The 15,081-nt window shown below is 37.7% G+C and carries 13 protein-coding genes; 2 read left to right on the top strand and 11 right to left on the bottom strand.

The features are described 5' to 3' along the window. Positions 1 to 19 precede the first annotated feature (19 nt). The 6 genes from ilvD to J7604_RS01095 all read right to left on the bottom strand — a co-directional run bounded on the left by ilvD (position 20) and on the right by J7604_RS01095 (position 7,424). On the bottom strand, positions 20 to 1,702 hold the full coding sequence (gene ilvD, locus J7604_RS01120) for a dihydroxy-acid dehydratase (protein WP_293890009.1): 1,683 nt from the start codon (positions 1,700 to 1,702) through the stop codon (positions 20 to 22). Between the two features lie 41 nt (positions 1,703 to 1,743). Next, positions 1,744 to 2,829, bottom strand: a complete 1,086-nt coding sequence (gene leuB, locus J7604_RS01115) for a 3-isopropylmalate dehydrogenase (protein ID WP_028978925.1) — start codon at positions 2,827 to 2,829, stop codon at positions 1,744 to 1,746. Between the two features lie 4 nt (positions 2,830 to 2,833). After that, positions 2,834 to 4,189, bottom strand: coding sequence for a right-handed parallel beta-helix repeat-containing protein (locus J7604_RS01110; protein WP_293890007.1), 1,356 nt, complete (start codon positions 4,187 to 4,189; stop codon positions 2,834 to 2,836). A 3-nt stretch (positions 4,190 to 4,192) separates the two neighbouring features. Beyond that, positions 4,193 to 4,801, bottom strand: coding sequence for a 3-isopropylmalate dehydratase small subunit (gene leuD, locus J7604_RS01105; protein WP_293890006.1), 609 nt, complete (start codon positions 4,799 to 4,801; stop codon positions 4,193 to 4,195). A 4-nt stretch (positions 4,802 to 4,805) separates the two neighbouring features. Beyond that, positions 4,806 to 6,212, bottom strand: coding sequence for a 3-isopropylmalate dehydratase large subunit (leuC, locus tag J7604_RS01100; RefSeq protein ID WP_293890004.1), 1,407 nt, complete (start codon positions 6,210 to 6,212; stop codon positions 4,806 to 4,808). A gap of 63 nt (positions 6,213 to 6,275) precedes the next feature. Then, on the bottom strand, positions 6,276 to 7,424 hold the full coding sequence (locus J7604_RS01095) for a 2-isopropylmalate synthase (protein WP_293890002.1): 1,149 nt from the start codon (positions 7,422 to 7,424) through the stop codon (positions 6,276 to 6,278). 544 nt (positions 7,425 to 7,968) lie between these two features. Between J7604_RS01095 and J7604_RS01090 the strand changes: the two genes are divergently transcribed. Together J7604_RS01090 and J7604_RS01085 are read left to right on the top strand one after the other, a co-directional pair. Further along, positions 7,969 to 9,069 (top strand): VWA domain-containing protein, encoded by a 1,101-nt coding sequence (locus J7604_RS01090; RefSeq protein WP_293890000.1) that lies wholly within the window; start codon positions 7,969 to 7,971, stop codon positions 9,067 to 9,069. A gap of 14 nt (positions 9,070 to 9,083) precedes the next feature. Beyond that, positions 9,084 to 10,595 (top strand): magnesium chelatase, encoded by a 1,512-nt coding sequence (locus J7604_RS01085; RefSeq protein WP_293889998.1) that lies wholly within the window; start codon positions 9,084 to 9,086, stop codon positions 10,593 to 10,595. Between the two features lie 142 nt (positions 10,596 to 10,737). Here J7604_RS01085 and J7604_RS01080 read toward each other — a convergent pair whose 3' ends face one another. The 5 genes from J7604_RS01080 to J7604_RS01060 form a co-directional block, all read right to left on the bottom strand. Further along, on the bottom strand, positions 10,738 to 11,607 hold the full coding sequence (locus tag J7604_RS01080; RefSeq protein WP_293889996.1) for an aldose 1-epimerase family protein: 870 nt from the start codon (positions 11,605 to 11,607) through the stop codon (positions 10,738 to 10,740). A gap of 135 nt (positions 11,608 to 11,742) precedes the next feature. After that, the gene (locus J7604_RS01075; protein WP_293889994.1) at positions 11,743 to 12,531 is read right to left on the bottom strand and encodes a TerC family protein; all 789 of its coding nucleotides are present in this window, start codon (positions 12,529 to 12,531) and stop codon (positions 11,743 to 11,745) included. 66 nt (positions 12,532 to 12,597) lie between these two features. Next, the gene (locus tag J7604_RS01070; protein ID WP_293889992.1) at positions 12,598 to 13,047 is read right to left on the bottom strand and encodes a DUF2383 domain-containing protein; all 450 of its coding nucleotides are present in this window, start codon (positions 13,045 to 13,047) and stop codon (positions 12,598 to 12,600) included. 168 nt (positions 13,048 to 13,215) lie between these two features. Next, positions 13,216 to 13,716, bottom strand: coding sequence for a 5-(carboxyamino)imidazole ribonucleotide mutase (purE, locus tag J7604_RS01065; protein ID WP_293889990.1), 501 nt, complete (start codon positions 13,714 to 13,716; stop codon positions 13,216 to 13,218). A 151-nt stretch (positions 13,717 to 13,867) separates the two neighbouring features. Beyond that, positions 13,868 to 15,055 carry a 5-(carboxyamino)imidazole ribonucleotide synthase gene (locus J7604_RS01060; protein WP_293889989.1) on the bottom strand — a complete coding sequence of 396 codons (1,188 nt, stop codon included), beginning with the start codon at positions 15,053 to 15,055 and terminating at the stop codon, positions 13,868 to 13,870. Positions 15,056 to 15,081 lie beyond the last annotated feature (26 nt).

The raw sequence follows: 15,081 nt of genomic DNA, 5'->3' as shown, positions 1-15,081 counted from the left end.
AATTGCGGGTTGACTGTCTCTATTTAATTTCATCTGTTACGCAGCCCTCTGAAGCGGAAGAAACCGTTTTCAGATATTTGTATAACAGACCTTTGTTTGCTTTATATGCTGGTTTAACCCAGGCGCTTTTTCTTTTCTGAAGCTCCTCTTCGGAAACTAAAACATCTATTGTATTGTTGACTGAATCGATGATAATTTTATCACCATCTCTCACAAGACCGATAGGACCACCTTCCTGAGCTTCAGGAGTAATATGACCCACTACAAAACCATGGGTACCTCCTGAGAATCTTCCATCAGTAATTAAGGCAACTGAATTACCAAGGCCTTGTCCTATGATAAGTGATGTTCCCTTAAGCATTTCAGGCATTCCCGGAGCACCTTTAGGACCAACGTAACGAATTACAACAACATTTCCTGCTTTTACTTCGCCCTTCTCAATTCCAAGGTTCATATCTTCTTCCGAATCATAAACCTTAGCAGTTCCTTCGAAACGCTCCCCTTCTTTACCAGTAATTTTAGCTACTGATCCGTCCGGCGCAATGTTTCCGTAAAGTACCTGAAGGTGACCTGTTGCTTTAATCGGATTGCTCAATGGATAGATGATAGTCTGATCTTTAGAAAGGTCAGGGAATGTTTCAAGATTTTCCTTTACAGTCTTTCCTGTAATCGTCAAGCAATCACCATGAAGAAGACCTTCTTTCAACATCATTTTCATGACAGAAGGAAGGCCACCTATATTGTCCATATCCTCCATCATATATTTACCGCTTGGCTTGAAATCTGCAAGCATTGGAGTTTTATCAGACAAAGCCTGGAAATCTTTCAGATTAAACTTCACATCAGCAGCCTTTGCAATAGCAAGGAAGTGAAGGATCAGGTTTGTAGAACCACCGAGTATCATTGCAACTCTCACCGCATTGGTGATAGACTCATATGTAATGATATCTTTTGGCTTAATATCTTTAATAAGAAGGTTTTTGATCGCCTCTCCAACATTAAAACATTCTTGCTTCTTCTTATCGCTTAATGCGGGTGCTGAAGAGCTGTATGGTAATGACATTCCCAATGCTTCAATTGCTGAAGCCATTGTATTGGCTGTATACATACCACCACATGCACCGGCACCTGGGCAAGCATTCTGAATAACTCCTTTGAAATCCTCTTCAGTAATTGTTCCTGCGAATTTTTTACCTAAAGCTTCAAAAGCAGAAACGATATTTAATTTTTCACCTTTCCAGTTTCCCGCTTTGATCGTACCACCGTATACCATCAATGAAGGTCTGTTCAGACGAGCCATGGCAATAAGAGCACCTGGCATGTTTTTATCACAACCCATGATAGTAACCAATGAGTCATAGTAATGAGCTCCTGCAATAGCTTCTATACTGTCAGCAATCACATCTCTTGAAATAAGAGAATATCTCATCCCTGGCGTACCCATGGACATACCGTCACTCACTCCTATTGTATTGAATTGAAGCGGCTTTAAACCAGCTTTGGTAACGCCTTCTTTAACCCATCCCGCTAAAGTATTCAAGTGCATATTGCAAGTATTACCTTCGTAACCTGTACTCGCAATCCCCACCTGAGCTTTACTCATATCTTCTTCTGTAAATCCTGCACCATACATCATCGCCTGAGAAGCAGGCTGAGTCTGGTCCTGAGTTAATCTGGAGCTAGTTTTATTTATTTTTTCCATTGAATAATTTCCTGTAATGTAAATATTGTTTTTCCCACTGCTTAGACTGCAAGCAATTCTTTCTTTTTTGTTTTGATTAGCTCAGCAACTTTGTCACCGATCTGGGTAGTTGTATACTTGGAGTCTTTCTGGATATCAGAAGTAACGATACCCTGATTCAAGCACTCTTCAACTGCCTTTCTGATTAGAGAAGCTTCCTCGCTTAAGCCAAAAGAAGTTTCCAATAACATTGCAGCAGAAAGAATTGCACCGTTAGGATTAGCAATGTTTTTACCAGCAGCTTCGGGATAAGATCCATGGATTGGCTCATAAAGGGCAGTTTTGCTACCAACTGAAGCAGAAGGCAGCATACCAAGAGAACCTGTGATAACAGAAGCCTCATCTGTAAGGATATCACCGAACATGTTCTCTGTTAACACTACATCAAAGAATTTAGGATTCTGAATGATCTTCATTGCTGCATTGTCAACAAACATGAAATCAAGCGTTACATCGGGATAGTTTTTAGCAAACTCTTTCACAACTTCTCTCCAAAGTCTTGAAGTTGCAAGTACATTGGCTTTGTCAACTAGCGTCACTCTCTTATTTCTCTTCTGAGCAGCTTCAAAAGCAAGTTTGCTTATTCTTGTAATTTCTTCTTTTGAATAAGAGCAATTATCAAATGCAATATTTCTGTCTTCGCTTCTTCCCTTTTGTCCGAAATAGATACCGCCTGTAAGCTCTCTGAAAACAACAAAATCAACTCCATCAACAAGGTCAGCTCTAAGAGGAGAAGAGTTTGCCAAAATTTTATATGTGTTAATTGGTCTAATATTAGCGAACAAACCAAGGCTTTTTCTCATAGCAAGAAGTCCTTGCTCCGGCCTTACAGGAGCGTTCGGATCATTGTCATACTTAGGATGACCGATAGCACCAAAAAGAATTGCATCAGAAGCCTGGCAAGTTTTGAATGTCTCTTCAGGAAATGGATTTCCAGTAACATCAATTGCAATAGCACCAATTAAAGCTTCAGTATAAGTAAATTCGTGGCCATACACTTCTTCAATGGCTTTAAGTGCTTTTAGAGCCTGATCCGTTACTTCCGGACCAATACCATCTCCTTTAAGGACTGCAATGTTCTTTTTCATTTAATTAATAAATAATTATTTTCTTATTAAAAATACCTTTATTCGTTTTTACAATAGCTGTTACCAGACCTTTAAAAGTGCTTTCTACTTTGGTGCCTTTGGTCACTTCTTGCTGATTAAGTGCATTTACCAGGGTAATTTCTTCGATTGTGCAATCATCTGTAGTAAATGTGAGCACACCTCCGACGCTTGGGTTCGGGAAGACATTAATTGAATTTGTAATTTTATCATTTGGCTGCATCACAGAAGTTACAGTCCCAGCGAAACAATAAGCTGAATCATACAATAAAGAATCACTGCTGGTTGAAACTACTACTACTTTAATTTTTTTACTGAAATCATCTTCAAAATCCAAAATTGACTTTTCAATTTCATTTTCTGAAAGACCATTCCAATAATTATTTTCAATTTCTAAAGGAAGGAAGAACGTTCCCTCAGGGAGGGTAATATAACAATTAAAAGCATCTCCAATTGCTACATTGGCCTTTGTATAATTAAGAAAATTATTTCCTTTTATGCTTTTCGGTATATATGTGCATCCTAAACTGATGTTTGGACCATTATTGTCTTTAAACGTATTACAATTTATTGCAATGTTTTTGGTATCACCATATACCGATGCATTATAATTGTCATGAAAGAAATTACCAATAATATTAAAAGAAGAGGGGTAATATTCGTCATTCAATACAATCCCATATCCACTATTATGAATTTCATTATTTACAACATAAACATCTCCGACTGAAATACTAATAGGCGCATGAAATATTGCAAATATTTCATTTTCAACTATAGTAACGTTCCCTTCCACTCCAATACCTATAAATCCACCGTAAATACGGTTATTAGAAATAGTTGAATATAGGGATAACGCGTTAATTTTTATTCCAACAGCACCACCTGCTATGGTATTATTTGAAATTTTAGGGCTACAATCTACAATGTCAATAGCAGCAATATCGTCGGAATGAAGCCAAAATTCTCCAATCTTAAATGAAGCAAATGAAATAACTGAACCTTCACCGCTTTTGGGATCATAACTTTCTGAAGTTCCAGAAAATTTTATACCATTCCAATAGGGTGCATTCTGTGATATTTTAAAATAAATTGAATCCTCAATCGTACCAATGGCTCTTAATGTACCGTTTACCTGAATAAAAAGATTTGGGTCAACTAGTACTTCAACTCCAGGATCAATAACAACCTTTACTCCTGAAGGAATCAAAATATTTTTAGTAATATGGTATGGACTATTCGCCTTTGTCAGCGTCATATTTCCCAATATTCCACCGATATCAGTAGCTCCAGCTTTAATAGCCGCACAAACAATCAGTGCAAAAAGTAAATACTTCTTCATTGCTTATTTTACTAAACTCAGGTATTTACTTCCTTTTTCGTAAGCCTCGATTTTGTCTTTAATGCTTAGAAGATAATCTATATCATCATAGCCATTGATTAGACAAGTCTTTTTGTAGTCGTTGATTTCAAAAGACTCAGAAACGTTGTGTCCAACGATTTCAATCTTTTGTTTCTCAAGATCTACATTAAGTTTAAGGTTTTTATCAGCTTGTACTTTTTCAAAAACGGTATTTAAAAACTGCTGAGAAACCTGAACTGGTAAAAGACCATTGTTCAATGCATTGTTTTTAAAGATATCTGCAAAAAAGCTTGATACCACAACTTTGAACCCAGCATCTGTAATCGCCCACGCAGCGTGCTCACGGCTTGATCCGCAACCAAAGTTTTTGCCAGCTACTAAAATTCTTGATCCAGCATAGTCGGAATTATTCAGAACAAAATCCTTCTTAGGATTATTCTGTTCATCGAATCTCCAGTCTCTGAAAAGGTTTTCTCCAAAGCCTTCTCTTGTAGTAGCTTTAAGAAATCTTGCCGGAATGATCTGGTCTGTATCGATATCCTCAATAGCAAGAGGAGTTATATTTGAAGTAATAGTTACAAATTTTTCCATGGAATTAATTCAGATTAAAGTCACGAACATCAACAATTTTACCGCTCACCGCTACTGCTGCTGCAGTTAATGGGCTAGCCAGCAATGTACGTGCGCCTGGTCCCTGACGGCCTTCAAAGTTTCTGTTTGAAGTAGACACACAGTATTCTCCTTTCGGCACTTTATCTTCATTCATTCCAAGACATGCAGAACATCCTGGTTCTCTTAACTCAAAACCTGCTTCTGCCAATACTTTATCTATACCTTCTGCTATAGCTTGTTTCTCAACCTGCTTAGAGCCTGGTATTACGTATGCATTAATATTTGCAGCTTTTTTCTTTCCTTTCACAAATTCCGCTACCATTCGCAAATCTTCGATTCTTGAATTGGTACAGCTTCCTATGAAAACATAATTTACCTGTTTTCCGATAAGACTTGCACCTGGTTGAAAATCCATGTATTCAAGAGATTTCTTAAATGAAAGTCTGCTTGCTGCATCGATTTCTGTTTCAGCAGGAATATGTCCACTTACTTTGATTCCCATTCCCGGATTTGTTCCGTATGTAATCATTGGCTCAATATCTTCAGCCTTGTATGTTAATACCTGATCGAATTTTGCATCTTCGTCAGAGAACAAAGTCTTCCAGTAAGCAACAGCTTCATCAAACTTAGCACCTTTCGGAGCAAATTCACGGCCTTTGATATATTCAAAAGTAGTTTCATCAGGAGCAATCATTCCACCTCTTGCACCCATTTCGATGCTCATGTTACAGATGGTCATTCTTGCCTCCATAGAAAGAGATCTGATTGCAGATCCAGCAAATTCTACAAAATATCCGGTTCCGCCAGCTGCACTGATTTTAGAGATGATATAAAGAATGATGTCTTTTGAAACAACGCCTTTTCCTAATTTACCATTGATCTCAATTTTCATGGTTTTAGGTTTGCTTTGCATCAGGCATTGTGTTGCCATCACCTGTTCTACTTCACTTGTTCCGATACCAAATGCAATTGAGCCAAAAGCACCATGCGTAGAAGTATGACTATCTCCACATACCATAGTCATTCCGGGAAGTGTTACACCCAATTCAGGACCAATCACGTGAACAATACCTTGGTAAGGATGACCTAAACCATAAAGCGTAACGCCAAATTTATTGCAGTTTTCAGACAGCTTTTCTACTTGCTGTCTTGATAAAGCTTCTTTTATAGGTAAGTGCTGATCTTTTGTAGGAACGTTATGGTCAGCAGTAGCAAGGGTATTTTGTAATCTGAAAAGAGAGATACCTCTTTTCTCAAGACCTGCAAAAGCCTGAGGACTTGTCACTTCGTGAACAAGATGTTTATCGATGTACAATACACTAGGGCCACCTTTTATTTCGGTTACCACGTGTGCATCCCAGACTTTGTCAAATAAAGTTTTAGCAGCCAAGGTAATAGGGTTTTAAAATTTTTATACTCTAAACTTTTTATTGATTTCTTTAACTAAGGATTATTAGCAGTAAGGCGCCATTAATTCATTCAAATCGGCATCCTCAATCTGCTTTCTCTGATCAGCCATATCAAGGAATTTCTTGTAAACCTGATCCAATTGTTCTTTTGAAAGCTGGTAGCCAATAGTAGTAAGACGGTGGCTTAATGCTGCTCTTCCACTTCTTGCAGTAAGAACGATAGATGATGCATCAGCTCCAACATCAGAAGGGTCTATGATTTCGTAGTTCTCCCTATGCTTAAGGAAACCATCCTGGTGAATACCTGATGAGTGCGCAAAAGCGTTTTTACCAACGATAGCTTTGTTCGCCTGAACCGGCATTCTCATTAAAGAAGATACAAGATCACTGGTTGGAACTAATTTTTTAGTATTGATACCTGTCTCAATTCCAAGAGAAGGATGGCTTTTAATAATCATCGCCACTTCTTCAAGAGAAGTATTTCCTGCCCTTTCTCCGATACCGTTGATGGTACATTCTACCTGTCTGGCGCCATTTGCAATAGCTGCAATAGCATTTGCCGTGGCTAGACCAAGGTCATTGTGGCAATGCGCAGATATGATAGCTTTATCTACGTTTTTAACATTGTCCATAAGATACTTGATACGCTCACCGAATTGCCATGGCAAAGTATATCCGGTAGTATCAGGAATATTAACAACTGTAGCACCCGCGGCGATAACTGCTTCAACCATCTGTGCAAGGAAAACAACATCAGCACGTCCAGCATCTTCGCAGAAAAACTCAACGTCATCAACAAATTTGCGTGCATACTTAACTGCGGCAACCCCTTGTTCGATAACTTTTTCTCTCGTTGTTCTCAGTTTATACTGAATGTGCATATCAGAGCTTCCGATACCTGTATGAATACGTTTTCTTTTGGCAAATCTCAGGGCTTCAGCTGCACTATCGATATCCATTTCTTTTGCTCTGGTGAGCGCACAGACGATCGGTTCTTTTACTGCCTTACTGATTTCAACAACGGAGTTAAAATCCCCAGGGCTTGAAATCGGAAACCCTGCTTCGATAACATCAACACCAAGTTCTTCCAATGCTTTGGCAACCCTGATCTTTTCTTCAGTATTCAACTGGCAGCCTGGCACCTGCTCTCCATCACGAAGTGTTGTGTCAAAAATATAAACTCTTTTAGCCATAACTTTTTGTTTTCTCTACAGACGTATATTTTTAATGAAAAAGCCATCCTCAATTGTTGAGAATGGCCTTTTTTATTCGTTTAAATGCCTCACCCAACTGAAAATTTGACTTTCAGCAGCAGGAGGGTTTTAAATAATATATTAAATGACTTAAACATTTTCAATCTTGTAACACTTAACAGTTCGCCACAATTCCACTTTTTTATGCGATAATACTTACAAATTTACTAAATATCATCAGCAATATGTCATTTTTTAACTTAAAAAATGCATATATATACGGTTTCAAGACAATTGCTCACAAAAACATATCCAGTAAACTATCTATATTTTAGTAAATTACATAAAATATTCATTAAAAAAAATACAGTTTCAAAAAACACTCAAAACATTAAAATCACATTGAAATAGCTATGGCAGTTATTTTCCAAGGAGCTCTCAAAACTTTGAATTTGGGTAAAATTATTCTAAATTAATGGGGCTCTCGTTCATAAAAACTTTTACTTTTCCACCCATGTTTAAAGGTTAACTAGAATAACTCCAAATGAAGGGATTAAGATTTTCAAAATTTACACCTCCACCTAAGGGAGATTCAGGGTTTGAAAACCTATCAAAGGTTTTTTTCCAATTGCTGAATTATACCTCAGGAGACGTTTCCGAAGCACTTAACTGGATGAATGACCTTGACCGTCAACATGGATTAACGGATGACAGTTATGGAATGGGAGATTTTATCCGTGAACTGAACGACAAGGGCTTTATCAAAGAAGAAAGTTCCGAAAAGGGAACTTTTAAACTTACCGGCAAATCTGAGCAAGTTATAAGAAGAAATGCCCTGGAAGAAATATTCGGAAAACTTAAGAAGAATCAGAAAGGGAATCATAATACTTCAAAAACCGGATTGGGAGATGAGCCGAGCGCAGACATCAGACCATACCAATTTGGAGATGCTCTCGATTCAATCAATATTACGGACTCACTTCATACTGCTCAGATTAATCATGGAATTGAGGAATTCAAGCTTACCCATGAGGATCTTCAGGTTCAGGAAAAAGAACATAAGTCTCAGACCAGCACGGTCCTGATGATAGACATTTCCCACTCCATGATATTATATGGAGAGGATAGAATTACTCCTGCTAAAAAAGTAGCCATGGCTTTGGCTGAACTTGTGAAAGTAAAATATCCAAAGGACACGCTTGATATTATTGTATTTGGTAACGATGCATGGCCGGTTGAAATCAAAGATCTTCCTTACCTTGAGGTCGGCCCATACCACACCAATACTTATGCTGGATTAGAACTTGCGATGGACATTCTCAGAAGGAGAAAAACCAATAACAAACAGATCTTTATGATCACGGATGGTAAGCCCACCTGTTTGAAGGTAGGAACAAAATATTATAAAAACAGTTTCGGTTTGGACAGAAAGGTAGTGAATAAGACACTTGAAATGGCGGGCCAGTGCAGGAGACTAAATATTCCTATAACTACCTTTATGATTGCGAAAGATCCATATCTTCAACAGTTTGTCCAGGAGTTTACCAAGACAAACAACGGACGTGCCTTTTACAGCTCACTTACCGGACTTGGAGAATATATCTTTGAAGATTTTATTAGAAACAGAAAAAAAACAGTGAGATAATCACCTCTTAAACCATGAATCCTAACAGTCAGATAAAAACACTCGGACAGCTGAAAGCTTCCGGGTATACTTCAAGAAGTGTAAAGGAAGAAATGCGGGAAAACCTGGTCCGGGCACTCAGGGAAAAGAAAAACCTGTTCGGGGAAATTAAAGGATATGAGGAAACTGTAATTCCTCAATTACAAACTGCAATTCTTTCGAGACACAACATCATACTTCTTGGATTAAGAGGACAGGCAAAAACTAAAATTGCCCGTTTGATGACGAATCTCCTTGATGAATACATGCCAATTGTAGCGTTCAGCGAGGCCAATGATGACCCATTGAACCCTTTAACTCGATATGCTAAAGATGTTATCGATGAAAAAGGTGATAACACTCCGATTTCGTGGGTACATCGTTCAGAGAGATATACTGAAAAACTTGCTACTCCTGATGTTTCTGTATCTGATCTGATTGGGGATCTTGACCCAATTAAAGCCGCTTCATTAAAACTCACTTACGCAGATGAGAGAGTAATTCACTTTGGCCTTATACCGAGATCTCATAGGAGCATCTTTGTCATCAATGAACTTCCTGACTTACAAGCAAGGATTCAGGTTGCTTTATTTAATATTCTTCAGGAAGGTGATATTCAGATAAGAGGCTTTAAACTTCGTTTGCCTCTGGATATTCAATTTGTGTTCACTGCAAACCCTGAAGACTATACCAATAGAGGTTCGATTGTTACACCATTAAAAGACAGGATAGATAGCCAGATATTGACGCACTATCCTAAATCTCCTGAGATTTCTAAACAGATAACTATGCAGGAGGCGAAATTGACACAGTTTCAGAAAGAGTGCATAAAAATGCCGGAGCTACTAAAAGACCTACTTGAAAATGTATCTTTTGAAGCTAGGGCAAGCGAATACATTGATCAGAAAAGTGGTGTTTCTGCAAGGCTTACTATTTCTGCACTTGAAAACTTGTATAGCACAGCAGAAAGGCGTATGCTGATAAATGGGGAAAACAATACTTCAGGTAGAATCAGTGACCTTTTCGGAACAATCCCTTCCATCACCGGAAAAGTTGAATTGGTTTATGAAGGTGAACTCGAAGGGATTTCTAATGTGGCATTTTTTCTTGTTGGAAAAACAGTAAGAAAGGCATTTGAAAAAATCTATCCTTCTCCGGAAAAGATTAAAAAATCTAAAAAAGACAATCCTTATAAAAAGATTACAGACTGGTTTAGCGACGGTAACTATATAGACCTGGTCCAAAACATGTCAAATCTGGAATATCAGAAATCTTTAGAAAGCATTCCCGGATTAAAGGAGACTGTTTTACATTATCAACCCGGGCTTAGTAAGGAAGATCTCACTTTACAGATGGAGCTGGTTCTACACGGACTTGCTGAAACAAGTCAGATAAGTAAGCAAAAACTGGATGAAGGGATACAATTCAAAGATCTAATGAGTACCATGTTTAACCTCGGTCCTGATCCTGATGCAGATGAAACTGATTATGGATTTGGAAGAAATTAACTAGCACAAATCTTAAAAAGTATTGGCCTCTGAAAATGATTTTTATCATCACCAGAGGCCAATTTTTTTGCATCAAATCCAAAGTTCAATTACACCAAATTAACTTTCATTGACTTTAAACTTTCAGCTTTTAGGTTTCAACTTATTGCACATCTATTGAATATTCACATTTGAATGTTTTGCCCTTTACAAGAGATCTCATAGCTTCCTTGTCTTTGAACTGACCTTCAAATCCGATTTGATCTGCAACTCCAAACCAAGGCTCCAGACAAATAAACGGACCTGGTTTAGTCCAGACTCCCAGATAAGGAAATCCAGCAAAGTCCATGGTTATTTTATGAGATGACTTTTTGCTCTTAAGGCTTACCACACTTGATTTTAAATCCTTGAAAATGATTGCGTCTTTTCCTGTAAACAGATCTACTGAAAGAGGCAGAATGTTTTCATTATTCAAGACAGGTTCGGACTTTCCGTTAAGCAAACCATCTGTTAATAAATACCTGTTGACTGTTTCTTTCTTTTCAAACTCAAGATAGTAATCCGTAAATTCTTCTCCCTGCTCTATTGGGCAACGCAATGCAGGGTGAGCTCCTATTGAGAAATAGATAGTTTTATCATCTGTATTTTTTACTTCATAAGAAACGATCAGCTTGCTTTTCTGAAGCTTGTACTCAATGGTCAATTCAAAGTTATATGGATAAAGCTTCAACGTTTCTTCTGAACTAGAAAGCTTATAAGTAAGAGATTGATCTTGCTGATCTACCAGGTCAAAATGCATATCTCTTGCAAAACCATGCTGAGGTAATTCATATACCTCATCATCTGACTGATATTTATTTCCTGCGAGTCTTCCTACGATAGGAAACAATACCGGCGCCCTTCTTCCCCAGAATGCTGGATCTCCCTGCCAGAGGAATTCCTTGTTTGCCATTGTTTTTTTGAGACTTATCAGTTCAGCGCCCGAGCTTTTCACGCTCACCTTAAGGCACTCATTAATGAGGATTGCTACCATTTCTTTTATTTTCGGATCCTGGAGGATCAGTTAGGGTTATTAATTCTTACCTAAATATACAAAATACAAGTTCCTGCAAAATACCTTTAAAGGTCATTTGCAGGAACTACAAACTTAAAATTATTTTAATAAATATCAGTGTTCTTTATGCAGCTTCTCTTCCTCTTCTTCCAGATCCGGGTTATTTCTAAGCTTTACTGGCTTGGATTTTCTCTTTGCCCGCATATTAAGCATTTCAACACCTAATGAGAATCCTATTGCGAAATAGATATAGCCTTTTGGCACATGATAGTGGAATGCTTCAGCCACAAGTAAAATTCCTATTAGCAATAGGAATGTAAGTGCAAGCATTTTAATTGTTGGGTGCGTATTTATGAAGTGGCTAATGCTTTTTGCAAAAAGCAGCATCACTACAATAGAAACTATTATGGCCGCAATCATAATTGGCAAATCCCTATGAGGATTATTCACTAATCCTATTGCCGTCAGAATGGAATCAAAAGAAAATACGATGTCAAGAAGCACTATCTGGATAACAGCAGATACAAGCGATAATTTCTTTGTTTTAGCTGCATCTTCTTCCTCACCTTCAAGTTTTTCATGTATTTCAGCAGTACTCTTATATATAAGGAAAAGTCCTCCGCTAAACAAAATGATATCTCTCAAGCTGATATCTATTCCGTAAAAGTCTTCAATTACCGGTTTTGTAAAGCCAACGATGATTGAAATAATCATCAGCAGAAAGATTCTTATAATGAGTGCAAGACTAAGACCAATTAGTCTTCCTTTTTTTTGATCTTCGGCAGGGAGTCTGTCGGATAGAATGGAAATAAAGATAATGTTATCAATTCCCAAAACGACTTCCATAATTGAAAGCGTTAGGAAACTGACGATGCCTTCGGCAGTCAGGAATGGTTCAAGCATTTCTTATAAGAATTTAATATAATCCTTAACGCAAATAACCGTTAAAAAGTGATTATTGCAAATAAATCATAGTTTAAGCTCTTTAATCAAGCTATTCAAATCAGAGCATGCTTTAAAAAATGCGCTCTTGTGTTTTATTACTATAACTCTCAGTTTTTCAGGAATTTCCTCACTTGATGCAGCTTCATAAACCTCTATTGCAGACCTTTCCCGATCAATACAGTTCTCGAATAAACCCTTCTTATCAACCAGTGTATTTCCTGATGCCACATCCATCCATCCTTTGTATCTCACATTTAGGATAGTGATTTCTTCATCCTCCATTTCATCTCTACTTTCTGAAAATGGGAGTAACTCCAGAAAAAACCTGCCGCTTTCTGTCGCAAATTTATTTAATATATCTGCAAGGTAAGGATCTTTAATGCTATCAGCAGCTTTCTTATAATCTGCTTCTCTAGCATTACAGGTCTCAATCAACTGATTGACTACTAATGCGGTAACATAATCCGTTTGCATGACTTCTTTCCTCCCCTTTCTTAAGAAAACAAGTAAATTAAGGGTAAAGTTTAATCGGAATTAGGGCATTAGAAGTTTATCTATCAATTTAATTCAACCACTTGGTCTTTACTAAAGCGATTGATTTAAGATTAACAGGATAATTTATTCCTAATGATTAATTTGAGATTATAGCAGATTCTTATAGCCTGATTGCTCAAGCTTTTGCACAGATTCTTCTACTTTTTCTTTAAGAAAGGTTTTATACTTTTTCAGATTAGAAGCGATCTGAGGGTCGTGAGAACCAATAATCTGGGCAGCCAGAATACCTGCATTTACCGCACCATCAAGGGCTACTGTGGCAACCGGAACTCCCGCAGGCATTTGCAGAATAGACAAAACAGAATCCCAACCATCTATAGAATTAGAAGACTTCACAGGAACCCCGATAACAGGAAGTGTAGTAATGGATGCAACCATTCCGGGAAGATGTGCTGCACCACCAGCGCCGGCAATAATTACTTTAAGTCCTCTTTCTACTGCATTTTCAGCATAAGAAACCATTCTATGAGGAGTTCTATGTGCTGAAACAATTGTTACTTCATAAGGAACTTTTAATTCATCCAGAATTTCTGCAGCCTTCGACATCACTTTTAAGTCTGACTGACTTCCCATTATAATTCCGACCATTTTTTTTTGTTTTTTACCTCATCCTAAATCCTTCTCTCGAAGAAGAAGGATTTGAGTGTGGTGGTAGTTTTATGATTAATCTGTTATATCTTAGTTTGTACTTTAAAACTCAAATACTTTTTAAGCTTTCCGCTTTGAGGCTTTAAGCTTATCAAGCTATCACTCTGAATTTTTCTTTAATAATGTCTGCCTTTTGCTTTAAGCCAGAAACCTCGTCATCTAAAATTGTGATGTGGCCCATTTTGCGGAAAGGTTTAGTTATTTTCTTTCCATAAAGATGAATATGAACCCCTTCTATACCAAGGACATCATTTAACCCTTCATATTTCGCAAGCCCCGAATATCCATCAGCTCCTAGTAGATTTACCATGGCAGCTGGCTTTAACTGTTTGGTAGATCCAAGTGGCAATCCAAGAATTGCTCTTAGAAGTTGTTCATACTGGGAAGTGAAATTCGCTTCGATGGTTTGATGGCCTGAGTTATGTGGTCTAGGAGCAGCTTCGTTTACCAGGATTTTTCCGTCTTTCGTTAGAAACATTTCAACAGCAAGCAAACCAACCATTCCCAAAGATTCTATTACTCTTTCTGCAATCTCAACAGCTTCTTTCTCCTGTGCTTCAGTAATCTGAGCCGGAGCCATAAGGTATTCGACCAGATTATGAACAGGATGAAAAATCATTTCGGTTACCGGGAAATGTGCTTTTTCACCTTTGCTGTTTCTGGCAACGATTACAGAAATTTCCTTTTCAAATTCAATTTGCTTTTCTATAAGAGAAGGCCCGTCCATGGCTTTAGACAGATCCGAAACAGAATTTAATTGCTGCACACCTCTCCCGTCATAACCTGATTTGCCTAACTTTTGAAAGGCGGGAAATAAGTGAGGGAATTTTGAAAGCTCGTCAATATCATTAATAAGCTCAAAATCAGATGTAGGAATCGAATTGTTCCTGTAAAACTGCTTCTGAAGTCTCTTATCCTGAATAATTTTAATGCATGAAGGTTGAGGAAAAATCGTCTTTCCTTCATTTGCTAGTGCCTGAAGGGCATCCGCATTCACATTTTCGATTTCAATTGTTATAAGATTCTTATCTTTTCCGAAATTATAAACAGTATCATAATCTGTAGGATCTCCGAGAACAAACTCGTGGGCAATTTTTGCACAAGGAGCCTCTTTATCAGGATCCAGGGTACAAACATAAAGGTTAAGATCTACGGCTGACTGAATGAGCATTCTTCCCAGCTGACCTCCGCCAAGAATTCCTAATTTAAAATCCTGATAAAATTCCACTATTGAAATCTGTTTTTTCTCAAAATTACTAAAAATAAAAACCCCGGCCATACAGACTCGGGGCTTTTAACTAACCA

The organism is Sporocytophaga sp. (assembly GCF_017745095.1).
GTDB lineage: Bacteria > Bacteroidota > Bacteroidia > Cytophagales > Cytophagaceae > Sporocytophaga.
Note: the sequence above shows the minus strand (reverse complement) of the source record. Positions and strands in the feature narration are given on the sequence as shown.

Excerpts from the sequence above, each read along its gene's own strand:
- ilvD (WP_293890009.1), bottom strand. The coding sequence starts at position 1,702 with ATGGAAAAAATAAATAAAACTAGCTCCAGATTAACTCAGGACCAGACT.
- leuB (WP_028978925.1), bottom strand. The coding sequence starts at position 2,829 with ATGAAAAAGAACATTGCAGTCCTTAAAGGAGATGGTATTGGTCCGGAA.
- J7604_RS01110 (WP_293890007.1), bottom strand. The coding sequence starts at position 4,189 with ATGAAGAAGTATTTACTTTTTGCACTGATTGTTTGTGCGGCTATTAAA.
- leuD (WP_293890006.1), bottom strand. The coding sequence starts at position 4,801 with ATGGAAAAATTTGTAACTATTACTTCAAATATAACTCCTCTTGCTATT.
- J7604_RS01095 (WP_293890002.1), bottom strand. The coding sequence starts at position 7,424 with ATGGCTAAAAGAGTTTATATTTTTGACACAACACTTCGTGATGGAGAG.
- J7604_RS01090 (WP_293890000.1), top strand. The coding sequence starts at position 7,969 with ATGAAGGGATTAAGATTTTCAAAATTTACACCTCCACCTAAGGGAGAT.
- J7604_RS01085 (WP_293889998.1), top strand. The coding sequence starts at position 9,084 with ATGAATCCTAACAGTCAGATAAAAACACTCGGACAGCTGAAAGCTTCC.
- J7604_RS01080 (WP_293889996.1), bottom strand. The coding sequence starts at position 11,607 with ATGGTAGCAATCCTCATTAATGAGTGCCTTAAGGTGAGCGTGAAAAGC.
- J7604_RS01075 (WP_293889994.1), bottom strand. The coding sequence starts at position 12,531 with ATGCTTGAACCATTCCTGACTGCCGAAGGCATCGTCAGTTTCCTAACG.
- J7604_RS01070 (WP_293889992.1), bottom strand. The coding sequence starts at position 13,047 with ATGCAAACGGATTATGTTACCGCATTAGTAGTCAATCAGTTGATTGAG.
- purE (WP_293889990.1), bottom strand. The coding sequence starts at position 13,716 with ATGGTCGGAATTATAATGGGAAGTCAGTCAGACTTAAAAGTGATGTCG.
- J7604_RS01060 (WP_293889989.1), bottom strand. The coding sequence starts at position 15,055 with ATGGCCGGGGTTTTTATTTTTAGTAATTTTGAGAAAAAACAGATTTCA.